We start from the raw sequence: 25,965 nt of genomic DNA, 5'->3' as shown, positions 1-25,965 counted from the left end.
TTCGATTAGTTTACAAACCCCACTCCAGCAGTGGTATTGTTTTTTGGATTAATAAGGATAAAGGCTCCATTCTCTTTATTTTCAGAGTAACTATCAATAAATAATGGTTTACTTACTTTCAAACTAACCGCCCCAATTTCATTCAATTCCAGTTGCTTAGGATCCTTTGTAGCTTCGGAAAAATCCGTTGGAATAATGGCGGATATAGCAGAAACTTTTACTTGAGCGTCGTTAACGCCATGCCGAATAAAATATTTTTGAGAGGCTTTTAAAGGTGCTTTATCCATCCAACAAATAGTAGCTTCCAACTCTCGCACTTGTCTTGGCTCTTCTCCCTGTTTTACTACCATATCACCTCTACTTATATTCACGTTATCTTCTAACGTAATTGCAATAGCACTTCCCCTCTTTGCTATGGCGTACGTTTGGTTAAAAAAGTGAATATTTTTAATAGTAGAAGTGATATTAGACGGTAGTATAGTGACCCTATCACCAATCTTTAAATCTCCTCCATATAATTTGCCGGCATATCCTCTAAAATCGTGATATTCATCTGTCTTAGGACGAATTACAGTTTGTATCGGGAAACGAGCTGTTGTCGATTCGGATTGTTCTACTGTTTCAATGTCTTCCAAATACTCCAATAAACTCTTTCCGGTATACCAATCGATATGTGCTGCTCTATTCACCACATTATCTCCGTGCAACGCTGCAATAGGTATAAATGTTATCCTTTGATTTTGATAGCCACTTTTTGCAGCCAGATATTCAATTTCTCCTTTAATTTGATTAAACTTTTCCTCTGAATAATCTACCAAATCCATCTTATTTACGGCAATTATAATATCTTTTACACGCAGTAAATTATTGATGAAAAAATGGCGATAGGTTTGCTCTACTACCCCGTTTCTAGCATCTACCAATACGATAGAAACTTGCGAATTAGATGCCCCTGTAACCATGTTTCTCGTGTACTCAATATGGCCCGGAGTATCTGCTATTATAAAACTGGTTTTTGGGGTTGAAAAATAAATATGAGCAACATCAATTGTAATTCCTTGTTCTCTTTCCGCGACCAAACCATCGGTTGCAAGAGAAAAATCTAAATAATCAAATCCGCGTTGCTTACTCTTTGCTGCTATGGCATCGAGTTTGTCTTCAGTTAAAGATTTTGTATCGTATAAAATACGTCCTATTAGTGTGCTCTTTCCGTCATCAACACTCCCTGCTGTTGCTATTTTTAGTACGTTCATTTTAGAATTTTATTTCCTATTCGGCTGTTGGCCTACCAAACAGGTATTAGTTTTTATTTTTTGATAATTGGTATCTTAAAAATACCCCTGTTGCTTTCGTTTCTCCATTGCAGCCTCCGATCTTTTATCATCTATTCTTGCGCCTCGTTCGGATAGGCTAGACATTCGAATTTCATCTACAACAGTTGCAATATCAGTAGCATCAGACAAGACAGCAGCTGTACAACTCATATCCCCTACCGTCCTAAAGCGAACCATTCGGTTTTCTACAAGTTCTTCTTCGTCTCGAAAAACAACCTCATCATTCACAGACCAAATAAGACCATCTCTAATGAATGTGTCTCTTGGGTGAGCAAAATAAATCGATGGTATTTCGATTTGTTCTTGTTGAATGTAGGACCAAACATCGAGCTCTGTCCAATTTGAAATTGGAAATACTCTTACATTTTGTCCTAAATCAATTCTTCCATTTAACATATCGAATAACTCTGGTCTTTGATTTTTTTCATCCCATTGTCCGAAATCATCTCTTACGGAAAAAATACGCTCTTTAGCCCGTGCTTTTTCTTCATCTCTTCTCGCCCCACCAATACAAGCATCAAAACCAAATTCCTCGATTGCATCTAAAAGCGTTTCGGTTTGCAACATGTTTCTACTCGCATACTTTCCTTTTTCCTCTTGAACTTTACCTGCATCAATAGTATCTTGTACTTTACGAACCAGTAAGGTTACCTCTAAATCCTCCACTAAGCGGTCTCGAAAGGCTATAGTTTCCGGAAAATTATGACCAGTATCAATATGCAATAACGGAAACGGAATCTTTGCGGGGTAAAATGCTTTTTGCGCTAATCGAACCAATGTAATACTGTCTTTACCTCCAGAAAATAGAAGTACAGGTTTTTCAAATTGCGCTACTACTTCACGTAGAATAAAAATTGCTTCACTCTCTAAAGCACCAACATGTATACTATTTGTATTCATAATTAAATTTTTTATATATGTAAACCACATTCTCTATTATTTGCCACTTTGGTAGGATCGAAATAGCTAAACTCATTTGGTAATTTATGTACCGTAGTATACGCTTCTAACTGGTCATCCGTATAGTGGTAAAATGGACTAACTTTTAAAACTCCATCCTTACTTATAGAAACCACATTAATGGTATCTCTAAAAGCAGTTTGTCCTTTTCTTAAATTGGTAAACCAAACCTCTGGCGTGTGTTCCTTCATGGCTCTTTGGAAGGGTTCTAACTTCACTTGCTCTGTAAACAAACTGTGATTTATGTCATCAACTGCTGGAAGACCAAGGACTACATTGCGATGCGCTACAGATTGCTTCGGTACATAAAGATGTATGTTAAGGGCTAAACTTTCAATTAGTAACTCTGCATGCTTATACGTTTGTGGTGTATTATATCCAGTATCACACCACAATACAGGGATATCTTTCTTTTGTTTGGTTACCAGATGTAAAATTGCACTTTCATATGGCCTAAAGTTCGTTGTTACTACCGACTTCTTTCCGAGCTGCAATGCCCACGCAACTATTTCACGAGGAGACTTATGTTGAAGCTGTTGGTTAATTTCATCTATATTCATTGTTCTTGTATTTATTTTTTACCCCATTTAACAGCATTCCAAACTCTTTCGTGAAAAAAATACAAAAGCATTTTAGTTACCAGCTCAATTGCTCCAATGGAAAAAGCCGTGTTTAGATGTCCTGTTATTATCCAGGCGATTAAAATAGTATCTATGGTACCAACGATACGCCAGCTAATGGATTTTAAAAGACTTCGCAGAGGTTTTTCATGGGAATTACTTGCGGGATTAGTTTTTTTATTTTCTATAAATTGTTCAATTATCATTTTAATAGCTTTACCCTATCGGGTTACTAGGTTATTAATGTGCAAATATACTTTCTCTTTTTACTTCTACAAGAAATAATTAAAAATTTAACAATAAATTTAAATTTGCTAAAAATTAAAAACTAAGACTGTGTACACCAAGAAATCAAATTCCTGAGATAATATTTTATGCAAGCGCTACACTAAATCTGACAGTGTGGTATTGCGCAAAACTTGTAACGTATTATCTCGTACTTGAATCATTAATTTATGTACGGAACACGCTTCTTCATCCGGGCAATCGTCGCATTTTTCATAAAAATTTAAACTTACACATGGCACCATTGCAATTGGTCCCTCCAAAGTTCTGATGACATCCGTCATTTTGATTTCCGCAGCTTCTTTTAGCAGGTAATAACCACCACCTTTGCCTTTTTTAGAGGCTAGTAAACCCGCTTTTCGAAGTGTAAGTAATATACTTTCTAAAAATTTATGGGAAATATTTTCTTCTTCGGAAATAGTTGCTATTTGTACTTTAGTTCCCTTTTCTTGTTTAGCGATAAACGTTAGGGCTTTAATTCCGTATTTCGTTTTTTTAGAAAGCATATCACAAAAATACACTTTATTTATATGTTATGCATTTAGCGCTTGATTTAAATCAAAAAGGATATCTTTTATACTTTCTAGTCCAACGGAACAACGCACTAAACCATCGGTTATTCCTACTTCATTTCTGTCAGAAATACTTAGTTTACTATGTGTTGTAGAAGCAGGGTGCGTTACAATAGTTCTTGAATCTCCTAAATTTGCAGATAAGGAACACATTCGTATCGCATTCAAAAATTTTCTACCTGCTTCGACACCACCTTCTATTTGAAAAGCCACGATATTTCCTCCTAATCGCATTTGCCTTTTAGCAATCTCGTACTGGGGATGCGATTCTAAAAAAGGATATTTAACTGTAGTGACCTTTGGGTGATCTTCTAAAAATTTTGCCACCTGCAGTGCATTTTCGCAATGCCTATCTACACGAACCGCCAGAGTCTCTAAACTTTTAGAAAGTACCCATGCATTAAAAGGAGACATTGCCGGACCTGTATTTCTCGAGAAAAGATAAATTTCTCGAATCAAGTCTGCATTGCCCACAACCGCACCTCCAAGAACTCTTCCCTGACCATCTATTAGTTTTGTAGCTGAATGAATCACTAAATCAGCTCCAAAATCTATTGGATTTTGTAAGTATGGCGATGCAAAGCAATTGTCGATAAGCAACAATAAATTATGTTTCTTAGCAATTTCTCCGAGTAGTGCAAGATCAATTACATCTACCGCTGGATTAGTAGGAGTTTCTGCGTATAAAATTTTAGTATTTGGTTGTATAAGGCCTTCAATACTCTCTGGTTCGTCTACCTTAAAATAACTTGTTTCAATATTCCATTTTGGAAAATATTTAGTGAATAAGCTATGAGTTGATCCAAAAACAGAGCGACATGCTACAATATGATCTCCTGCATTCAATAAGGCACCAAAAGAAGAAAAAACAGCCGCCATACCTGTAGCAAAAGCATATCCTACTTCTGCTTTTTCCATTTGTACCAGCTTTTCTACAAATTCACTTGTGTTAGGATTGGAAAATCTGCTGTATAAGTTTTTCTGTTTTTCCTCTGCAAAAGAAGCTCGCATGTCTTCTGCGTCATCGAATACAAAACTAGAAGTTAGGTATAAAGGAGTGGAATGCTCCGAAAACTGAGTTCTTTCGGTTTGCGTTCGTATGGCATTTGTTTCAAATTGATTTGTCATGTTAAAATATCGTATTTCAATAAAGTTTTTTATAAAAATGGGTAGTGCTAATACACTAGTAATTGGTCGATGTTACAAGCCGAAGAATATCGCCAAATACGCCTCTAGCGGTTACCTTTGCTCCTGCTCCTGCCCCTTGAATGACAATGGGTTGTGCGCCATAAGACTCCGTGTATATTTCAAAAATAGCATCGGAACCCTGTAAGCTTCCCAATGGAGAGTTTTCAGGAACAGAAACAAGTTGTACTGCCATTTCCCCTTTTGTTTGTTGTAAATCTCCATACAAATCACCGATGTATCGCAAAACGTGCTTTGGCTTTTGGCTACTTTTCTGTTCTTCGAAAGTTTGATTTAAAATAGGTAAAGCATTTAAAAATTCTGCAGCAGTTCCTTTGCGCAGCGCTTCCGGAATTAAATTTTCAATATGAATATCTTCGAACTCATTTTCTAAATCTAATTCTCTTGCTAAAATGAGTAGTTTTCTAGCGACGTCATTTCCGCATAGGTCTTCTCTTGGATCTGGTTCGGTATACCCCTTTTCTATCGCCTCCTGCAACACCTGAGAAAAAGGAACATCTGTAGCCGAAAAACGATTAAATATATAACTTAAGGAACCTGAAAAAACCCCGCGAATTCGGGTAATATTCTCTCCAGATGCGTGCAAAAGTTTAATGGTATCAATAAGTGGTAACCCAGCGCCTACATTGGTTTCATACAAGTAATTTTTATTGAAATACGCAAGTTTGTTGCGTAGGTCTTTATAAAAACTAAAGGAAGTAGTATTGGCTATTTTATTAGAAGATACTAAGTCAAAACCAGAGGCAATCAATTTACTGTAAGCAGTAATAAAATCAATACTGGCTGTGTTGTCTACTGCTATTAAATTCTCCAAGTGGTGTGCTTTAGCAAAGGCAATAACAGTATCGGCAACAGTACTAGTATCGCTGTAATTTTCTAGCTGCTCTTTCCAAGAACTATCCAGACCGTTTTTATGAAGTGCTAGTTGATTTTTACCAGCAATCGCAAAAATCTGGAGTTGGATTTTACGCTTTTCTAAAATTGCATTTGTATTGTCGAGTATTTGTTTTATTAGAGTAGCTCCAACAAGTCCTTTACCAAAAATAGCTATATTAACCTTTTTGGCAATACCAAAAACTTGTCCGTGAATTACATTAATAGCTTTGTGCAAATGCGCTTTCTTAACCACTAAACAAACATTCTTACCCGATATGGTATTATTAAACAATAAGGTATTATTTGATTCTTTATTAATGCGTTGTAAGGATGATGAAATTCACTTAAATCTTGTCCTATTATAGAGATCACTGCAACATCTTCTTCTATAGTTATTTTATTTACATCTTTCGTATAAAAATCTTGCTCAAATTCTTTTTCTAAAGCCAAAACCGCATTCGTAGCTTGATCTTTTTCCACTACCAAACCAATTCCACGTTCTGAAGAACCTTGTGAAATAATACTTACACTGATACCTGCAAGACTCAAGGCTTTAAAAATTCTAGCATCTACTCCAACTTTACCCAAGAGCCCTCTACCTTCAAAATTTAATAAAGCTACCTTGTCTAAAACGGATAAGGATTTAATTCCTTTGGCATCACTTTTCGCTGTAATTAAGGTTCCTTTATCTCCCGGATTGAACGTATTTAAAATTCTCAGATTTATATTTTTCTCCAATAGCGGAATAATGGTTTTAGCATGTAAAATAGTTGCCCCAAAATTCGCTAACTCGTTGGCCTCAGAGTACGACAATACCTCGATTTTTTTCGCATCGGTTACCAAATCCGGGTTCGCAGTAAAAATACCATCGACGTGCGTATAATTTTGAAGTTCTTCTGCATCCAAATAGTTTGCTAATAAAGAAGCGGTATAGTTACTGCCATTTCTTCCTAAAGTTGTGGTTTCGTCATTTTCGGTAGATGCGATAAAACCGCTAACTACATTCACTGTAGTACCATTGTATTTATTGAAATAGGCAGTAACTTTTTCTTGCGACAAATCTAGTATCGGCTGGGCATTTCCAAAAGTAGCATCGGTCTTCAATAAATATCTTGCATCGGTAGCGTTTGCATTAATTCCCTTCTGCTCTAATAAATCGGTTACTGTTTTTATAGATAGCAACTCTCCGTGTGCTAAGACCTCATCTTTAGTTTTTGCGCTGTAATCTCCAAGCAAATTTACGCCTGCAAACAATTCTTCCAATCGGGTAAACTCCTCAGAGAAATCTAATAAAGGGGTTATCTGTGTTTGTTCATATTTAAAAGCCTCTAACTGTTCTATATAGGCTTCATTTTGCGCCGCTTTTTCGAGTATTTCCTCAAGCATATCGGTTGCATTACCTCTTGCAGAAACCACAATCGCTAATTTTTCTCCTTCTATTACTTTCTTTTCTATGATGGAAATTACCGCATGAATACCATCATTGGATAACGATTTTCCGCCAAACTTTACTACTTTCATTCGTTTCGTTTTTAATTGCTCTTGAAATATTGGTTCTATTATCTTTTTTAATTGTTCGTATTCTATCAAAAAGGCGTCATGTCCATGTTCTGAATTAATTTCGTTATAGGTTACATTCGCATGCACAGTGGCCAGATCTTTGTAGGTCTCTCGATTTTCCTCAGCAGTAAAGAATAAATCAGAATCTACACCTATTATATGGATGTTCGCCTGAATAGTTTCTAAAACTGCCACATTACCGTTTCCTCTCGTTACATCGATAGATCGTAATAATTGATTCATCAATTTATACGAGGCAAGCTGATAGCGTTCTTGTAACTTTTTACCGTGGTGCAACAACCAACTTTCCACATTAAAAAGCTTTGACTCTTCGTTTATAGTTCTTTGAAAACGCTTTTTAAAAGAAGCAGGTGTTCTGTAGCACAACATAGCGTGCATCCTTGCATCGTGTACAGGATTACTAGAGTTTAATAAAAACTGTTCCTGAATTTGACAATTGGCTAACAACCAATCGGTTGATTTCCAATCGGTGGCTATGGGGATTAAATGGGATGTTATTTGCGGTGCTAAAACTGCCATTTCCCATGCTATACCACCACCTAAAGAACCTCCGATTAGAGCAAATAACTTAGCAACTTGTAGCTTTTTTAACCCTATTAAGAAGAGTTTAGCGATGTCACGAGCAATGAAGTTTTTATAGGTATCGATAACAAAATTATCATATCCATTCCCAGGTATATTAAAGCATAAAACGGAATATGCATTGGTATCTATAACCTTATTCGATCCTATCAAATCGTTCCACCATCCATCTTCTCCTGCTACATTACTATTCCCTGTAAGCGCATGATTAATCAATACCACAGGAGCAGAACCCAGCTTCTTACCAAACAACTGATAACTTAAAGATAGATTAGAATATAGAGTTCCACTCTCCGTAGTATAATTTTTAATTTCTATATGTTGCAATTGCTTCATGAAAAGAGAAGTACTTTTTAGAATACGATTTTTTTACACTAATGTTTCTTTTGGAATTTTGGAAAAAGCAGTAATTAAGTCCGACTTTAAATCATCAATATTCTCTAACCCTACCGATAAGCGAATTAAATCTTCAGTTACTCCAGAACTTTTTTGCGCGTCTCCATCTAACTGTTGGTGTGTTGTACTTGCCGGGTGAATTATTAAAGATTTCGTATCTCCAATATTTGCCAGTAAGGAAAATAAAGAAGTATTATCAGCTATGACTTTGGCAGCCTCATATCCACCTTTTGCACCGAAAGTGACAATTCCACTTTTTCCCTTTAGCAAATACTTATCTGCTAAACTTTTATACTTACTGCTCTCTAACCCAGGATAATTTACCCAAGCAACTTCCTCTTGCTGCTCTAACCATTGTGCCAATGCTAATGCATTTTCACTGTGCTTTTTTATTCGTACATCAAGTGTTTCTAAACCTTGTAAAATTTGAAAAGCGTTGGTTGGGCTCAAAGCCCCTCCAAAATCGCGTAAACCTTCTAAGATAAGTTTAAACGTATAAGAGGCTGCTCCTAAAGCCTCGTGGTAAACCAAGCCATGGTATCCTGCAGATGGTTCTGTAAATTCTGGAAATTTTCCATTAGACCAGTCAAAAGTTCCCGCATCTACAATAACCCCTCCTAGGGAATTTCCTTGCCCACCGATGTATTTCGTTAGTGAATGAATTACAATATTTGCGCCGTGTGCAATCGGGTTGAGTAAGGCTGGAGTTGCTACTGTGTTGTCTACGATAAATGGAACTTTTGCAAGTTTAGCTTTCTTTGAAATATTTTCAAGATCTAAAACATCGAGCTTTGGATTCCCAAGAGACTCCACAAAAAAAGCACGAGTATTTTCTTGTACTGCTTTTTCAAAGTTTTCCGGGTCATTGGCATCTACAAAGGTAGTGGTAATTCCAAGCCTAGGTAGGGTAACATTCAATAGATTATAGGTTCCTCCGTATAAACTACTAGAAGCTACTATGTGATCTCCTGCTTTTAATAAAGTAAGTAGCCCCGTTGCGATTGCTGCCGTTCCTGAAGCAAATACAACGGCGCCAATTCCTCCCTCTAAAGCAGCAAGACGCTCCTGTAAAACCTGATTGGTAGGATTGTTTAAACGGGTATAAATAAACCCTAACTCTTTTAGAGAAAATAAATTTGCTGCATGCTCCGAATTATCAAAAACATAGGAAGTAGTTTGGTAAATTGGTACCGCTCGTGTACCTCCGGTTTGTTTTACATCGTGTCCTGCGTGTAATGCGTTTGTTGCGAATTTTTGTGCACTCATTTTTCTTGTTTTTTTAAGTTAATTTAAAATTAAATTAAAAGTCAAAAGACACCCCAAAGGATGTAGCTTATCAGAAAAATGTTAAAAAGAAATGGTAGATAATTCTCTTGAAACGAGAAAAATCTTTTCGTTATCTATCCTAAAGTAATATATGTACTTGGGTAGAATTTAGCACCTTCTTTGCAATTGCAAAGGGTTGCTAAGGTTTCACAGGGTCTAATCCCTCCACCTTTCTTGATAACATCGTCAATAAGTAATTGAACTTTTACGAGTACAAATATTTCAAAATTAAATTTTAATAACCTAACAAATTTTACTTTTTTTAAAAAACTATGTGCAATGACATTTATTTCCAGGAAAATTTCATCGCTACGGGCAGGTGATCAGAGGCCTGACCAAATTGTGTTAAAACTTCCCCTTCTATGTATTTTATATCCTTTTTTGTGTAAAAAATATAGTCTAAACGTTCCATAGGCCGTTGCGTATCGAAGGTCATTGCATACGAATCTTCCGAAAATGCGGCAATGCCTACCGCTGTATTTTGCAATAATTGTTGAATGGCTGCATTTTCATATCGTGGGTCACTATTGAAGTCGCCAAGCAGTATGGTTGGTTTTTCTCGAGCAATCTTTGTAAAAACATCCATTACTTTTTGTAGTTGCTTTCGTCGTGTTGGAATATCAAATGCTTCCAAGTGTACATTCATTACCACGAGGTCTCTTCCCGCAATATCAAGAGTTACTATTTGGAGTAAACGATCTAAATAAAAAGCATCTCTGTAAAAAGGAGTATCGTCTACCCTTTCTAAAACAATTCGTTGGTATTCTTTTACGGGAAATTTACTGAGTACAGATTGCCCTGAAATTACTTTCCCAAAATGCATCCTGGGTGGCCAATATGGAAATGGTAAATAACGTTCATCCCAATTAATTCCTTTGGCGATATAATTGTATCCTAAGGTTGCAATTTCTTGCTCTTGATTAATTTCATAAGACCGTGCCGCACCGTAGTCAATCTCTTGAAATGCAATAATATCAGGATTGTATGCTCTGAAATTTTCTTTTACTGTTTGCAAATTATTGGTAAACAATTCTTTTGGTTTGTCTACAGCTCTATTATTAGTCATTCCGCTTAAGTAACCAATATTATAGGTAACAATTGTTAGGATGGAGTCGTTAGATGTAGCATTGGAATACTCTTGACGTATTACGCTAGTATACTCATCTTTAGACAAATTAGGTGCAGAAGCCCAGAAATAGAAAACAACAAATAGTAATGCTACCAAAAGTAAAAATTTCAAAAAATATGCAACGAAACTCTTCATACCTGTAAAGATTTAATAATTAGACACCTATAGTCTTAAACTGTGTAAATTCACAAAAAACAAAAACTTAAAACTATGTTAAAAACAAGCTCAAATTTAAACCTTTTTAGAGCTATATGGTCTTATAATTGTAACTAAAATATTTTAAAAGAGATGAAAAACGTAATTGGTTTATGGATAGTAGCTATTGGTTTAACCAGCTCAATTGCTGCACAGGACTATTCTAAAAATAAAATGACTTTGGCGCAGCAGACTGAATTGGCAGTAAAAAAAATGACTTTAAACCTCGATCTTTCTGATGCGCAGCAGGAAAAAATTAAGCCGATAATTTCGCAACGAATGGCTGCAAGGAATAAAATGATAGCACGAAGAAAAGAACTGAAAGCCAATAAAAAGAGGCTTAACTCGGAAGAACGATATCTAGCTATGAATGCGAAACTAGACCAGCAAATTGCTTTTAAAAGAGAGATGAAACGCATTTTGAAAGACGAGCAGTATGCGAAATTTGAAAAGACAGCAGCAAAAAAAATGCATCAATTGCGTAAGAAAGGAAAAATGAAAAGAAGAAAAAAGTTACAAAATAAAGATAAGTAAGATAATTAGTAGTGATGGACTAATTGGCCTTAAGGTTAATTAGTTATTTGATTAGTTTTAATTAAAGCTCGGAGTAACCTCCGAGCTTTTAAATTTTACTTTTCTGATTGAGAATTAAATAGTAATACATACCAATAGAACCTCTAATCTTTAAACCAACTAGAATAGGTTACGTAATTGGTTGCTATTCGTTCAATTTCATCTACAAGCAATTCTTTAGAAATATCTTTCACCTTTTTTGCAGGCACTCCTGCATAAATACTTCCACTTTCAACTCTAGTATTTTTAGTTACCACAGCGCCAGCAGCGATAATCGAATTCGACTCAACCACGCAATCGTCCATAACAATACTACCCATACCGATTAAAACATTGTCGTGAATTGTGCATCCGTGCACAATAGCATTATGACCGATAGATACATTATCCCCTATAGTAGTTGGTGATTTTTTATAGGTTGCATGAATGACTGCACCATCTTGAATATTGACTTTATTTCCAATCTTTAGATAATGAACATCACCGCGCAGAACTGCATTAAACCAAATACTACACTCTTTTCCAAGGCAAACATCGCCTACTATGGTAGCATTATCTGCAACAAAACAGTCCTCTGGAATTTGTGGTGCTTTTCCTCGCACCGGCTGAATTATAGGCATTGTATTTAACTCTATTTAAGAGGGATTAAAATTAAAGCAATAAATGCTGTCCTATTTGTATGGTGTTTCCTTTAAGACCGTTTACTTCTTTTAATTTCTCCACTGATATGTTAAATTTTTTAGAAATAGAATATAAAGTATCTCCTTTTTGCACCTTGTAATAATTACCAATTGATTTTCTAGGAACAAAAGAAACCTTTTCAGCTGTTTTCATTTTGTCGTATTGGGTTAAATTATACTTGTTAATTATTGAAATTAACTTTTGAGGATATTTTTTATCTGTTGCATATCCGGCCTTTTTTAAGCCATATGCCCAACCTTTATAATCTGTATTTTTTAACTGAAATAAACTAGCGTATCGTTTTCGAGAAATCAAAAACTTAGAATGATCTTCATACGAGGTTTCTGGATATTTATACTTCCTAAAACATTCTCCCTTTTCGTCATCATCATGGGTAACGCTATGCCCCTCCCATCCTTTATGACATTTTATTCCAAAATGGTTGTTAGAACGAATAGCCAAAGGGCTTCTTCCACTACCCGACTCTAAAACTCCTTGTGCAAGAGTAATACTCGCAGGAATATTATACTCTTGCATTTTTTTATAGCTATTGGTGCAAACTTTTCGATATACGCAACGGTGTGGCTTTTCGTTGTTGTGCTCTTGGGAACCACTTGCTTCACTGTTGGTACCTCGGAAGATCTGGAGGCCGTATCCACTACCGTAACTTTACTTGTCGCAGTAGATGTTACTTTTTTAGAAGATCCACAACTTGTGAAAAAATATAAAACCACCAAAAGGACACTACATATTTTAATATTCATACGATTATAATTCTTTAATTATTAAGGGCAAATTTCTCTTTTGCAGTTTTGTATTAATTCCGGCTATGCCCTGTAGGCCACCGGTATGAATAGCCAGGATTTTACTCCCTTTCGGAAAATAATCTTTTTTAATCAAATCTATAACGCCATACATCATCTTTCCCGTATAAATCGGATCTAATAAAATGCTGGTTTCTCTAAAAAAATTATTTATAAATGTAATCAATTCTTCAGATACTTTACCATAGCCACCAAAATGATACGTATTTTCTAAAGACCATCCATCTTGGTTTGGCACGAAATCTAAAATTTCATTTGCTAAAAAATCGCCCTTTAATGCAGGAAAACCAAGTATTTTTTGTGATGTAGTTTTTGCGTTTATAAGACCAGCAATGGTGCCTCCTGTTCCAACTGCAGTACAAATATAATCGAATTTTGAATCGTCTGTCGAAAGTATCTCCTCACAACCTTTAACTGCTAATGCATTTGTACCACCTTCCGGAATCACATAAAAATCTCCAAACCTATCGGATAAGGATTTTAAGAAAGAGGTAGCAGTTTTATTACGATAACAAGTACGAGAAATAAAGGTCAAGTGCATTCCGTTTTTACACGCCAAAGCTAGGGTACTATTTTTCTGTAGCGTTCTCTCTAAATCTAATCCCAACTCTTCTCCTCGAATAACTCCAATGGTTTGTATACCTGCTAATTTACCAAAAGCAGCTGTGGCTGCAATATGATTGGAGTATGCACCCCCAAAAGTAAGAATGACATTTTTATTTTGCTCTTGAGCCTCTGCTATATTGTACTTTAATTTTCTGAATTTATTTCCAGAAATATGGGGGTGTATTTTATCTTCCCTCTTCACAAATAACGACACATTTTTTTCTTGTAAAAGCGGTAAAAATACAGGTTGGTTTATAGAAAGCTTAGACCAGTTAAACATCATTTTAGTATTAATTAAAGCTTGAAATCTGTTCTTCCGTTACCTCCCATTCTTCCATTAGTGTATCTACTTTAGCCTTTTTAGCCTTATAGTTTTTAAAAAAATCTACTTCGGAACTAGTAACCTCGTAATTCTCTGCAAGTGCTATATCTATTTGCTCTATCTCCTCCTCTAGAGCAGCTATTTGACTCTCAATTTTACCTAATTTATTTTTTAGTTTTTTGAGCTTTTTCTCCTGCTCTCTAGTCAGCTTCACAACATCCTTAGGAGCTTCTTTTTTACCAGCTTTAACTACTGTTCTTTTTTCTGCCTCTCTTAAATTTTCTAATTGATGCTGTTCTAAAAAATAATCTATATCCCCCAGGTACTCTTTAATTTCGCGATCTTTAAAACCGTAAACAGTGGAAGTTAGACCTTGTAAAAACTCTCGGTCATGAGAGACTAAAATCAAGGTTCCATTAAAGTTTTGAAGTGCTTTTTTTAAAACATTTTTAGAGGCAATATCCAAATGATTTGTTGGCTCGTCCATAATGAGAACATTAAAAGGAGAAAGCAATAATTTGCACAACGCCAGTCGATTTCTTTCTCCTCCCGATAATACTTTGGCCTTTTTATCAACCGCTTCACCGCCGAATAAAAATGCCCCTAACATATCACGAACTTTAACTCTATTAGTTTCGTTTGCTGCCTCTTCCATAATCTCCAAAACCGTCTTTTCGGGTGGAAGGTATTCGGATTGATTTTGAGCAAAATATCCTACTTCTACGTTATGCCCTAGCTTTAAACTTCCTTCATACGGAATTTCACCAACCATCATTTTAGCTAAGGTAGATTTCCCTTGACCATTCTGACCAACAAAAGCAATTTTACTATTCCGTTCTATTAGTAAATCTACATTTTGTAATACTTGTTTGTCACCATAGCTTTTGGCTAAATCTTCAGCCTCTACTATAATTTTACCCGGTTCTTTTGAAATTTCAAAACGGACATTCATCACCGCATTGTCATCTTGATCTACGGCAATACGCTCTACCTTATCTAATTTTTTAATAAGCGATTGCGCCATAGATGCTTTACTCGCTTTAGCCCTAAACTTTTCAATTAACTTTTGCGTTTGTTCAATCTCTTTCTCTTGATTTTTTTGCGCTTGTAGTTGCTTTTCCTTTATATCTGCTCGCAATTCTAAAAATTGAGAATACGGCTTTTTATAATCGTAAATCTGTCCGAGAGAAATCTCAATAGTTCGATTGGTTACATTGTCTAAAAACATCTTATCGTGCGATACCAACACAATTGCACCTGAATAATTTTTAAAAATTCTCAAGCCATATAATAGATTCAATATCTAGGTGATTTGTTGGCTCATCTAGCAACAAAATATCGTTGTTTTGTAACAATAATTTTGCTAATTCAATTCGCATTCGCCATCCACCTGAAAAAGTATCTGTTAATTTGTCAAAGTCATCGCGTTGGAACCCTAGCCCCTGTAGAATTTTTTCAGTCTCTCCTTGGTAGTTATAACCACCCAATAACTCGTATCGCTCTGTCTTTTCATTTAAATCAATAATGAGTTGGTTGTAGGATTCTGATTCGTAATCGGTTCTTTCGGCCAGTTGGGTATTGATAGCATCAAGTGTCGCTTCAATTTCCTTAATTTCTGTAAAGGCCTGGTATGCCTCCTCTAGAATAGTTCTTCCGTGTACAAAATCAATATCTTGTCGCAAAAATCCCATACGTATGTCTTTGTCAAAAGCCATCGTACCTCCACTACTTTCTATATCTTTAGAGAGCACTTTTAATAAAGTAGATTTTCCTGCTCCATTTTTACCGATCAATCCTATTCGGTCTCCTTTATTTAATTTAAAAGTGATGCCCGAAAATAAATCAGTTCCCATAAAGGAAACCGTTAAATTGTGTACGTTTAACATAGTTAGTATAGAATTACTTAAATTTGTAATTACGGTTTTAAGGAAATTAATTGGTTACCCTTAGAACTTTGCACAAAATTACAAAAACGAAATAGTAATTACAGACTATACCACAAAGATATGTTAGGAAAGGGAAGTAAAATATACAGTATTATAAACAATAAATGTCCGAGATGCCAAGAAGGTGCTTTTTTTAAGTATAAGATTTCATGGAATCCGAAAAAGGTTACCGAACTCCATGAACACTGTCCTAAATGCGATTTAAAATACATGATGGAACCATCTTTTTTCTTTGGGGCCATGTACGTTAATTATGCAATTGCAGTAGCATTGTTTGTAGGTATATTTATCATCTGTAAAGTGTTTTTACACCTATCTATTTTACATAGTTTTATTTCTATTGTAATAGTATCCTTATTACTTACACCGGTAAGTTTGCGATTGTCACGAATTATTTGGATTAATCTATTCGTGGGTTATGACAAGGAAGCTATAAGTAAATTTAAAAAATCTAAAGAAATCTAGCAATATCAATTTCAGGATCGAGCGCTACTTTATTTTCGATATGCTGAAATAATTGCTGTGCTACCGTCGGAGCAATCATAACACCACGAGTACCAAGACCATTCAAAACAGCCATGTTTGGATATTTAGGGTGTAGGCCAACCAAAGGTCTACGATCTTTTACCGTTGGACGAATTCCACCATAGTGATTAACGATAGTATACGGTACTGCAATCACTTTATCTAACTTACTAGTTAGTTCTTCTAAACCTTCTACTGTGGGTGTAGAGGTCTTATCCGTCCAATTAAAAGTAGCCCCAACCTTGTAGTAATGGTTGCCCAAAGGCATAACAAATACGGAAGACTTAAGTAAAAAGTCAATAGCCAAATCAGGAGCGTGAATATTGATAATTTCTCCTTTGGTTCCCGTTAAGGGCAAATTGTTAAAAAAGGGATTTCTTTTCAATCCATAACCTTCACTAAAAACAATGTAATTAGCACTATATGACAAATAGTGAAGACCTACATCTGAAATACTAAGAGCATCATAATCAAAACCGTTTTCAATTAAAAGTCCTTCTTTTCGCAAATAAGACTTATAGGAATCCAATAAAGAAAGGGTATCAATACGTCCGGTACCTTGCAATTCTCCAAAACCTAATTCACCAATTACCCCATCTATACTGGAAGTAGATATATTAGGTAACATATAATTTCCTAGAAAGGGCTTATCGAGTGCAGCAAACCAATTATTTTGATCTTTTACAGAGGTAAAAATTTTCCTTGTAGAAAACTTTGTATCAAAAGTGACTGCTAATTTATCTTCTAAAGCAGCATAAAAAGGCATCGCTAACTGCAACTGTTGGTGTCCGTTCCAAGCTGGAGTGAATCGTTTCAATATGACAGGATTATACACCCCACCTGCAACTAAAGAAGAGGTTTGAGAGTCGTCTTCAAAAACCACAAAGCTTTTATTGTGCGCTTGTAACTGCTCTGCAAATGCTAAACCAGCCAAACCCAAACCAACAATTATATAATCAATCTGTTTCATCGCAACAAAGGTACTAAGAAAGGAAATAGTAATGCATAAAAAAAGCGTTTGCAGGTGCAAACGCTTCTTTATTATAAAGTAGGAGAATTAATAGTTCCACATGTCCATTTCACGGTTGCGGATACTTTCTTTAATTCTATTCGCTTCTAACAATTGAAACAAGGAATTACCACGAATATAATCTTCAATTTTTCGATCTCCATACAAGTTTTCTTCTCTTTGTATGGTCGCATTAAATCTTCTTGCATTTAAGAGATTATCGTAAGAGATAGGATTCGTCGAATTTAAAGGATTGAAAACTTTAGAATCGTGTAACACTTCACGGGCATCCGGGAAGAAAACCCAAAACAATGGATATACATTATCTTTATCGTCAATTTCGTCTACCCCTAAAACCTGAACATCCGGTCCCATTGGCGCAATACCAAACATACGATACTTTAGCTCTCCTTGACGTTTGTCAAAATACCAAATACCTTTTACCATATAGCCCTTAATCAAGCTAGAGTTAATGGTATAGGTATCTACATTTCCATATCCATCATCTCTTTCGTTTTCGGTGGCGCTTTTGATCTCGTCAATACCTATTTTAGTGGTAAAATAAGAATCATCATACACTTCGGTTATCTGTCCGTTACGAATACCCTTGAGTAGCGTATCGTACAACGATCTTCGTTTGTTTCCTGCACTAATAGTATCAATAGGATAATAATACGGTAGGTTTATCTTTTGGTTAAGATCTATATATTCCCATACCACTTTAGACCACAATACGTCTCTGCTGCTAATTCTACCATAAGGCAAGGGCTTATCATCTTCAGAAGCAATTTGTGCCTCCGACTTATACCCAACTTCACTTACCTTTTTAGCATTTAAAAGGTTCGATTGCGCACTTGTATAGCTTGTAATTACAAGAGATACGGCAACCAAATAAAAACGCTTCCAATTCATACTATTCCTATTTTACTTGTTAGTTTGTAACTTCGATACTTACGGGTAATACCTTTTTCAATTTGTAATTAGAACCTGAAACTGCGGCTTTAATATCAAAAATGGTGATTACATCATTACGTCTAGCTCTTTGCAATGCTTTCTTTGCCCTAGCATTTAATCGAGTACCTGTAACAGGTATTGCAACCTGACCTGGAACTTTAATTTTAAAGCTAGATACATTTAGTTTTAAATCAAATAAGAAATCTGGTAAACCAGCAGCTACTACAATTTTTGCAACACTAGATTTTGGCATTTTTACAGTACCATATTGATTTCTTACCATTCCCACAGCTGGTGGAATATCTTTAATACGAAACGGCTTGCTTGAGGTAACTGGTTTTCCATCTAGCATACCGGTAACTTTAATATTTACTTGGTTTCCAGAACCAGGACGCATTACGTAACTGTCGCCTTTGATTCTTTTTAAACCTGCGGCTTTCGCCGTTACTTTATTCCCTGGAACACCAGGCATTGAAATCGTAATTGGATTGTCTAACCCGCGGTATACCACATTCATCTTATCGGCAGAGATAACCGCTTCGTTTGGCTTTGGTATTACCGAATACGTACTTTCAAAAGGTACTGGTATTTCTTCGCCGTTTTCGGTGAAGTAAATCGTTCCTTTTATTTTCTTATCCCCTACTGCACCTGCAGGCATATCTACCACAACACTACCATCTTTAAAGTTTTTGTAGTCTTTATTACCATTGAACTCTACACGTGTAGGTTTTAAAGTAGCATCATAACGACCTAAAACTACCGAACCGGTAACTTTTTCACCAGGGTAGAAAGCATTTTTATCTAAAGCAACAATACCATTGTAGTTGCTCATCGAAACTTCCGATTCTAGTTGACCTCCAACTAACTTTGAATAAATTTCTGCTTCCGTTGTTTTTACATCGCCTTGAATTTGACTTACGTTAGCTATGGAAGTAATTAAAGGCATACCTTCGTACCTACTGCGTATCCATTCAATTTTTTGACCACCGTCTTCTGCGATATCCGGATTGGTATTAAAACGCTTATCGATATTGGTGATTAATTCCGCAGAGGCCTTATCGCCTAATATAGACTTTAAGGTGCTATTATAAGTATTGATTTCTGCAACAAACTTAGTACCTTCTGGAGTTAATTTATCTCCGTTGAATAGTAATTCATCTACTACATCTGGACTTTTTTGTGACTCGTAGTTGGCTTTATCTTCCTCTTTGATATCCGCTGACATCTTCGCCTTTAAACTTTCTAAATAATCAAAAAGTTGGTTAGAAGCAGCGTTTACCTCTTGGGCTTTCTTATTGAGCTCTCCAAACTTTTCTGGTTGTTCCCCAGCTTTTGTTTTAAGACTGTTCAGTGCGTTGCTGTTGTTAGAGGATGCTACTAGATTCGCATCTTCTATTTTTTCTTTCATGAAACCAAACGAAGACAATACTTTTTTATCCATTTGCATCGCTAGCATTGCTAAGAATACTAGATACATCAGGTTAATCATCTTCTGCCTTGGTGATAATTTTCCTCCTGCCATGTTCTCTATTTTTTTGTATTAAAAGTAACTATAACAGTTAATTATTTATTAGACATAGCAGTTAACATTCCACCGTATACTCCATTTAAAGAAGATAGGTTTGATGCCAATGAGTCCATTTGTTCTTGCAATCTTTGTGAGTTTTCTACTAAAGAAGAATTAAGATCTGCTTGTTTGGTAGCATTTTCAACCTGTGTAGTATAAACAGAATTCAAAGATTCTAATTTCGCTGCCGCCATAGACATTTGTTCGTTGTATTGGTTCGTAGAAGATACTGTTTCTGCAGTTGAGGTTAATCCTTCTGCAGCACCTTGGAAATTTTTAATACTATCGCCTAAACTACCAATTAAATTAGCATCTAATCTCGCTTCTTTAAGGATGTTGTCTAACTTTTGAGATAACATGCTTTGCGCTTCTTCTGGAGAAGCATCTTTATTACTTGTTAGAGCAGAACCACCACCTAATTCAGGATACACTTTTGTCCAATCTAAATCTTCTTCTACCGGTTCGAATGCAGACATTGCAAATACAAGTGCTTCTACTGCCATTCCAATGGTAAGCATAACTCCTCCGGTAAGGAATCCAATACTATAGTGCTGAATTTTAAATAAAGCTCCAACGATTACAATAGCTGCACCAAGACCATAGGCCATGTTAAATAATTTCTTTGTTGATTTTGACTGTGCCATAATTTTTAATTTTTTAAGGGAATTTAATTTATGTTATTGATTAATTTAATTAATTCTTTATTGGCTTTTATTCGTTCCTAGATAATCTTGAACCGTTCGAAAGCCAATATAACTTCTTGCGGTATCTGCGTACTCCCAATCTCTAGAACTTACCTCTAGAAAATAAGCTACGTCTTTCCAAGATCCGCCGCGTATAATTTTTCTTCTGTTTTCTCGGTTTTCTACGTTTGGATTCATCGTTGAGCCCATGTAATATGACATTTGGTTATAGGCAGTATTCGTCCATTCTGCGACATTACCTGCCATATTGTACAAACCGTATTCGTTGGCGTTATACGAATTTGCCTCAACCGTATACAATGCACCATCGGCAGCATAATCACCACGAACTGGTTTAAAATTGGCCAAGAAACAACCTCTATCACTTGTGGTATTAGGACCACCCCAAGGATACTTTGCATAATTCAATCCACCACGTGCGGCATATTCCCACTCTGCTTCCGTTGGAAGTCTAAAGGCAGGAACTAAACCTAACTTCTTTTTAGACCTTTGGTATCTATTTTTATTCTGCGTTCTCCAATGACAAAATGCTTTTGCTTGGTTCCAATTCACACCAACTACCGGATAATTTTCATAGGCCTTGTGTGCAAAATACTCTTGATGCATTGGGTCGTTATACGAGTAGTTAAAATCTTTTATCCAAACAGTAGTATCTGGATAAATAGGAATTACTTGATTGATAAGAAACTCTTTTCTGTCTTTACCAGAGCGTGCCGCCTTCTCGTTATCGAAATAGTAATATCTGTATTGTAACAACTTTGTATTAAAAGTTCGTATACCGTTTAGCGCTTCTTCTTTTTTAATGAATAAAGAGTCCATCACCTCTACATAATCCATATCTGGATATTCTTGCTGGTCCCATATTAATTCTTCCTCCCAGTTTAAAGGTTTTAAGGAATCGATACCCTCGCCTAACTCGTAATAATTTTCACGCATGTATTTATCGTAAGGACTCTCGTTTACCGTATCTTTTGTAGCAAAAGCGTACAATTGAATTCCTGTAGCATTTGCGCCTGCTTCAGACTCTTCTCCATAAGCAGCAAACTCTGCTTGGTTGGCCAATTTAGTTCTTGTAATGGAATCTCTAACCCAGTTTACAAACTGCTTATATTCGCTATTGGTAACCTCGGTTTCATCCATGTAAAAAGGTTGTACAGTAACAGTTTTAGTGGGAGCATTCATTACACCTAAAGGATCTTCATCTTGCTTACCCATGGTAAAAGAACCTCCTGGTATTTTGGCCATGCCATACGGTTTTTCAGCAAACCATTTACGCTTTGATGGAGCTCCTACCAATTCTCCTCTATCTCCATTGGAACCACAACCATAAAGGATAGATACTAATAATGCAAATATTGCTATTTTCTTCATACTATAATCTTTCTTATAAAAAGAGGTGTAAACCTATTATTTTTTTTATTAAAAAACAATTTCGCGTCACAAAAAATAGATGTCATTTATACAACATTCTTCTACACAAGCTTTTGCATAGCCTTGAACCATCTATTCGGCATCTTTCTTTGTAAAGCTTGCTCATAATCGTGATAGCTACATGGTATTAACGCATGTCTTTTATGTTTATTATTCGATATTACATTTATTTCCATCCACCAGCGACCACTCTTATCACTTTTATAAAAATTTAAAGGATCATCATCTTCAAGCAGCACGGTGTATTTTTCATAACTTTCTTTTGTTGCATACGGATAGTCTTTAGCTCTTTGATTAAAACCTTCCACAAAGTACCAAAGCATCTGTGCTATTAGTTTAGCTGTTTGCTTGTTACTGTCGAGAAAACTGCAGTACTCAAAAACACCAAAAGAAGAAACTTTATCACTAATACCAGCATACCTTGCTATTGCACATGCATCATTTCCAAAAAAACCATTTGGTGAAGCATTCCGATTACCTGGAGCATCAGTTTGTCGTATAGAACTGAGATCTAAACTTACTATATCTGCATCTCGTAAAATTGGCTCTACTTGGGTAATATCTTGTACCTCTCCCAAACGGAAAGCATCAAAATACAAGCTGTCTAACAATGTAATTTCTTCTTGGCTGTTCAAATAAGTTTGATAACCTATATTACTGTAGTTAAATAAATTATTCGGTTTTTCTAAAATGATTTTACTCAGAAAAGATCGAGAAAGAGGCATTTCTTCGGGTCCAATATCAAAACGACTATCTACTGCAGCGATATTTACGGTTTGCTCCATAGCATCATAGGCTCTGTACACGGCATAGGTAATATCTTGACTCCCCCCTAAAATTACTGGTACAATATTTTGTTTGAGTAAAGAAGTAAGCACACTAGAAACTGCAAAATACGTATCTTCAATAGTATGTCCTGCTTTAATATTTCCTAAATCTGCTATACCAGCTTTCCAATTTCCACCAAACAATTGATACAGTTCCTTACGAACATCAACTAATCCTTCCCTGACAGAGTCACCAGAACCGCCGCGTGCGTCCTCAACACCTAAAATGGCTAATTGCACTTCTGATAAATCAGGAAAGGGACTGTCGGTAAAATAAATTTTGATAGCATGCCCTAATGAAGAAGATGGCTGCGCATCAATACACGCAACTATCGAATCGCTTACTGGGGAAAAGAAATCGATATTCATTTTATTAGGGGATTATTTGGAACATGCAATATATAAAAAACTATGTTTTAGTTACAATTCTTTATTTCTTTTTTTTTCGAACCTTTTTCTTTGGTGTTTTTGCTGCAATCATTTTTTCCGCCTCCTCTTGGGTAAGTTTTTCTATATCGGTTGTTTTTGGGAGTTCTACTTTAATTTTTCCCTTGATGACATTGAAACGACCCCAACGCGCTTTTTCTACACGAATTCCTACATCTTCAAAATTGTGAATTAGTTTATCGCGTTCTTTTTGCTTTTTCTCTTCAATTAAAGTCTCTAGATCTTCTTGGGTTAAATTATCGAAATCGTATTTCTTGTTAACATTGATAAAAATAGAATTCCATTTAATAAAAGGTCCAAACCTACCAACTCCCTTTTGAATTGGCATTTCTTCGTAATATCCAATAGGGGCATCTGCTTTTCTTTTTGCTTCAATAAGTGCAATAGCTCTATCCATATCTACAGCCATTGGATTTTCTCCCTTATCTAAAGAAACATACTTTCCATCAAATTTAATGTAAGGTCCAAAACGACCATTTGCCACTACAACTTCGTTATCTTCATAGGTACCAATGGACTTTGGTAATTTGAATAAATCCATCGCTTCCTCATAGGTAATAGAGCCCATGGTTTGATCTCCTTGTAAACTTGCAAATTTTGGTTTTTCTTCATCCGTGGCCTCACCTATTTGTACCATAGCTCCGTAGCGTCCTAAACGAACGTAGACATTTTTACCACTTTCTGGATCTATTCCTAATAAACGTTGCCCGCTAGCTCTTTCTGCGTTTGCAGCTACATCTTCTACAGTAACGTGAAAATCTTTGTAAAAATCTTTAATCATTGCCGTCCAGTCTTCTTTTCCAGAGGCAATTTCATCAAACTCGTTTTCTACTTTAGCCGTAAATCCAAAATCTAGAATGGCATCAAAATTTTTCACTAAAAAATCGTTAACTACATTTCCAATATCTGTTGGTACAAGTTTTCCTTTGTCGGAACCAACTTTTTCAGTTAACAACGTCTCGTGCACTTTACCGGCTTCAAGACTTAACTTTACGTAATTTCTATCTTTTCCCTCCACAGTGCCTTTTTCAACATATTGTCTTCGCTGAATAGTAGAAATTGTAGGTGCATAGGTAGAGGGTCTTCCAATCCCTAACTCTTCTAGGCGCTTTACTAAAGATGCTTCGGTAAACCTCGCTAATGGTCTGGTATATCTTTCCGATGCAGTTATAGCATCGTACTCCAAAGTTTCACCCACGTTCATTTTAGGCAACATACCAGCTTGTTCTTCTTCTTCATTATCTGTTCCTTCTAAATAAACTTTTAGAAAACCTTCAAAAGTAATCACCTCACCATTGGCAACAAAAACCTTATCATTCGCGTCGTTTTCAATTTTCACCACAGTTCTTTCCAATTGGGCATCGCTCATTTGCGAAGCCAATGTTCTTTTCCAAATAAGACTGTACAATCTGTCTTGGTCATAATCTACGGCAACGTCATGTTTACTCATATCCGTTGGACGGATAGCCTCATGTGCTTCTTGTGCTCCTTTGGACTTGGTGGAATAATTTCGAGGTTTACTGTACTCAGCGCCATAATAATTGGAAATTTCTTCTTTTGCTGCATTTTTAGCATCCTCGGAAAGGTTTACACTGTCGGTTCTCATGTACGTAATCAAACCTGCTTCGTATAACCTTTGCGCCATCATCATAGTTTTTGCTACCGGAAAACCAAGTTTTCTAGACGCTTCTTGCTGTAACGTGGAAGTTGTAAAAGGAGCTGCTGGTGTCTTTTTTGCAGGCTTCTTTTGCAGGTCTGCAATAGTAAAAGTTCCTTCAATACAAGAATTTAAAAATGTTTCTGCTTCTTCTTTAGAAGAAAAATTCTTGGCAATTTTAGCTTTAAATTTTTTACCTGCATCGTTAATAAACAAAGCATCAATTCGATAAGAGGCTACCGGTGTAAACGCTTCAATTTCTCTTTCTCGTTCTACGATTAGTCGAACAGCCACAGACTGCACTCTTCCAGCAGACAAGCCACCTTTAACCTTTCTCCATAAAACCGGAGACAGTTCATATCCTACCAATCGATCCAATATTCTTCTGGCCTGCTGGGCATTTACCAGGTTGTAATTGATATCCCTTGGATTTTCAACAGCTCTTAAAATTGCTTTTTTGGTTATTTCGTGAAAAACAATTCTTTTGGTATTTTCGTCTTTTAACTTTAATTGCTCTGCCAGATGCCATGCAATTGCCTCTCCCTCTCGATCTTCATCGGAGGCTAACCACACTGTATCTGCTTTTTTCGCTAAATCTTTTAATTTTTTAACAATTGCTTTTTTATCAGAAGAAACGATATATTTTGGCTTAAAATCACCATCAACATTCACCCCAAGTTCTTTCGAAGGCAAATCTGCTATGTGCCCATAGCTAGACTCCACTTGAAAATCTTTACCTAAAAACTTTTCAATTGTTTTTGCTTTTGCAGGTGACTCTACTATTACTAAATTCTTTGCCATACTTTATTCTTGTTCTTTGCTTCATATAT

At 35.9% G+C, this 25,965-nt stretch carries 20 protein-coding genes, 2 pseudogenes and 1 riboswitch; of the genes and pseudogenes, 2 read left to right on the top strand and 20 right to left on the bottom strand.

All coding sequences use genetic code 11. From position 1 onward, the window contains the following. Window positions 1–5: 5 nt before the first annotated feature. The 9 genes and pseudogenes from BSU00_RS00805 to BSU00_RS00765 all read right to left on the bottom strand — a co-directional run bounded on the left by BSU00_RS00805 (window position 6) and on the right by BSU00_RS00765 (window position 11,002). The gene (locus tag BSU00_RS00805) at window positions 6–1,253 is read right to left on the bottom strand and encodes a sulfate adenylyltransferase subunit 1 (RefSeq protein ID WP_105002706.1); all 1,248 of its coding nucleotides are present in this window, start codon (window positions 1,251–1,253) and stop codon (window positions 6–8) included. A 75-nt stretch (window positions 1,254–1,328) separates the two neighbouring features. Beyond that, the gene (gene cysD, locus BSU00_RS00800; protein WP_105003377.1) at window positions 1,329–2,234 is read right to left on the bottom strand and encodes a sulfate adenylyltransferase subunit CysD; all 906 of its coding nucleotides are present in this window, start codon (window positions 2,232–2,234) and stop codon (window positions 1,329–1,331) included. An 11-nt stretch (window positions 2,235–2,245) separates the two neighbouring features. Continuing rightward, the gene (locus BSU00_RS00795; protein ID WP_105002705.1) at window positions 2,246–2,854 is read right to left on the bottom strand and encodes a phosphoadenosine phosphosulfate reductase family protein; all 609 of its coding nucleotides are present in this window, start codon (window positions 2,852–2,854) and stop codon (window positions 2,246–2,248) included. 11 nt (window positions 2,855–2,865) lie between these two features. Next, on the bottom strand, window positions 2,866–3,120 hold the full coding sequence (locus BSU00_RS00790; protein WP_105002704.1) for a DUF2061 domain-containing protein: 255 nt from the start codon (window positions 3,118–3,120) through the stop codon (window positions 2,866–2,868). Between the two features lie 177 nt (window positions 3,121–3,297). Next, on the bottom strand, window positions 3,298–3,705 hold the full coding sequence (locus BSU00_RS00785; protein WP_105002703.1) for an Rrf2 family transcriptional regulator: 408 nt from the start codon (window positions 3,703–3,705) through the stop codon (window positions 3,298–3,300). 27 nt (window positions 3,706–3,732) lie between these two features. Beyond that, window positions 3,733–4,899 (bottom strand): PLP-dependent aspartate aminotransferase family protein, encoded by a 1,167-nt coding sequence (locus BSU00_RS00780; protein WP_105002702.1) that lies wholly within the window; start codon window positions 4,897–4,899, stop codon window positions 3,733–3,735. Window positions 4,900–4,954: 55 nt separating this feature from the next. Next, a pseudogene (thrA, locus tag BSU00_RS00775) lies at window positions 4,955–8,352 on the bottom strand (bifunctional aspartate kinase/homoserine dehydrogenase I). 33 nt (window positions 8,353–8,385) lie between these two features. Next, window positions 8,386–9,678 carry an O-acetylhomoserine aminocarboxypropyltransferase/cysteine synthase family protein gene (locus tag BSU00_RS00770; RefSeq protein ID WP_105002701.1) on the bottom strand — a complete coding sequence of 431 codons (1,293 nt, stop codon included), beginning with the start codon at window positions 9,676–9,678 and terminating at the stop codon, window positions 8,386–8,388. 127 nt (window positions 9,679–9,805) lie between these two features. Then, window positions 9,806–9,922: riboswitch (SAM riboswitch) on the bottom strand. A gap of 102 nt (window positions 9,923–10,024) precedes the next feature. After that, entirely contained in the window at window positions 10,025–11,002 is a 978-nt protein-coding gene (locus BSU00_RS00765) for an endonuclease/exonuclease/phosphatase family protein (protein WP_105002700.1), read from the bottom strand. Between the two features lie 153 nt (window positions 11,003–11,155). On the opposite strand from BSU00_RS00765, the gene BSU00_RS00760 reads away from it, so the two are divergent. Beyond that, the gene (locus tag BSU00_RS00760) at window positions 11,156–11,596 is read left to right on the top strand and encodes a hypothetical protein (RefSeq protein ID WP_105002699.1); all 441 of its coding nucleotides are present in this window, start codon (window positions 11,156–11,158) and stop codon (window positions 11,594–11,596) included. Between the two features lie 143 nt (window positions 11,597–11,739). Here BSU00_RS00760 and BSU00_RS00755 read toward each other — a convergent pair whose 3' ends face one another. From BSU00_RS00755 to BSU00_RS00740, 4 genes and pseudogenes are all read right to left on the bottom strand, one after another. Beyond that, on the bottom strand, window positions 11,740–12,255 hold the full coding sequence (locus tag BSU00_RS00755; protein WP_105002698.1) for a gamma carbonic anhydrase family protein: 516 nt from the start codon (window positions 12,253–12,255) through the stop codon (window positions 11,740–11,742). A 31-nt stretch (window positions 12,256–12,286) separates the two neighbouring features. Next, window positions 12,287–12,853: a glucosaminidase domain-containing protein gene (locus BSU00_RS00750; protein WP_233188529.1), complete on the bottom strand. Its 567-nt coding sequence runs from the start codon at window positions 12,851–12,853 to the stop codon at window positions 12,287–12,289. 231 nt (window positions 12,854–13,084) lie between these two features. Next, complete coding sequence (locus BSU00_RS00745) at window positions 13,085–14,029, bottom strand: 1-aminocyclopropane-1-carboxylate deaminase/D-cysteine desulfhydrase (protein WP_105002697.1); 945 nt, start codon at window positions 14,027–14,029, stop codon at window positions 13,085–13,087. 7 nt (window positions 14,030–14,036) lie between these two features. Then, window positions 14,037–15,954: pseudogene (locus BSU00_RS00740) on the bottom strand (ABC-F family ATP-binding cassette domain-containing protein). Between the two features lie 120 nt (window positions 15,955–16,074). Between BSU00_RS00740 and BSU00_RS00735 the strand changes: the two are divergent. Further along, entirely contained in the window at window positions 16,075–16,479 is a 405-nt protein-coding gene (locus tag BSU00_RS00735; RefSeq protein ID WP_105002696.1) for a DUF983 domain-containing protein, read from the top strand. Here BSU00_RS00735 and BSU00_RS00730 read toward each other — a convergent pair. From BSU00_RS00730 to topA, 7 genes are all read right to left on the bottom strand, one after another. Next, window positions 16,466–17,509: an FAD-binding oxidoreductase gene (locus BSU00_RS00730; protein ID WP_105002695.1), complete on the bottom strand. Its 1,044-nt coding sequence runs from the start codon at window positions 17,507–17,509 to the stop codon at window positions 16,466–16,468. The genes BSU00_RS00735 and BSU00_RS00730 overlap by 14 nt on opposite strands. A gap of 87 nt (window positions 17,510–17,596) precedes the next feature. Continuing rightward, on the bottom strand, window positions 17,597–18,460 hold the full coding sequence (gldN, locus tag BSU00_RS00725) for a gliding motility protein GldN (RefSeq protein ID WP_105002694.1): 864 nt from the start codon (window positions 18,458–18,460) through the stop codon (window positions 17,597–17,599). Between the two features lie 19 nt (window positions 18,461–18,479). Further along, window positions 18,480–20,024 (bottom strand): gliding motility protein GldM, encoded by a 1,545-nt coding sequence (gldM, locus tag BSU00_RS00720; protein WP_105002693.1) that lies wholly within the window; start codon window positions 20,022–20,024, stop codon window positions 18,480–18,482. 41 nt (window positions 20,025–20,065) lie between these two features. After that, the gene (gene gldL / locus BSU00_RS00715; protein WP_105002692.1) at window positions 20,066–20,713 is read right to left on the bottom strand and encodes a gliding motility protein GldL; all 648 of its coding nucleotides are present in this window, start codon (window positions 20,711–20,713) and stop codon (window positions 20,066–20,068) included. Window positions 20,714–20,770: 57 nt separating this feature from the next. Next, window positions 20,771–22,144 (bottom strand): gliding motility lipoprotein GldK, encoded by a 1,374-nt coding sequence (gldK, locus tag BSU00_RS00710; RefSeq protein ID WP_105002691.1) that lies wholly within the window; start codon window positions 22,142–22,144, stop codon window positions 20,771–20,773. Window positions 22,145–22,245: 101 nt separating this feature from the next. After that, the gene (locus tag BSU00_RS00705) at window positions 22,246–23,400 is read right to left on the bottom strand and encodes a formimidoylglutamase (RefSeq protein ID WP_105002690.1); all 1,155 of its coding nucleotides are present in this window, start codon (window positions 23,398–23,400) and stop codon (window positions 22,246–22,248) included. A gap of 61 nt (window positions 23,401–23,461) precedes the next feature. Beyond that, on the bottom strand, window positions 23,462–25,936 hold the full coding sequence (topA, locus tag BSU00_RS00700; protein ID WP_105002689.1) for a type I DNA topoisomerase: 2,475 nt from the start codon (window positions 25,934–25,936) through the stop codon (window positions 23,462–23,464). Window positions 25,937–25,965 lie beyond the last annotated feature (29 nt).

It is taken from the genome of Tenacibaculum sp. SG-28 (assembly GCF_002954385.1).
In the GTDB taxonomy this organism is placed as follows: Bacteria; Bacteroidota; Bacteroidia; order Flavobacteriales; family Flavobacteriaceae; genus Polaribacter.
Note: the sequence above shows the minus strand (reverse complement) of the source record. Positions and strands in the feature narration are given on the sequence as shown.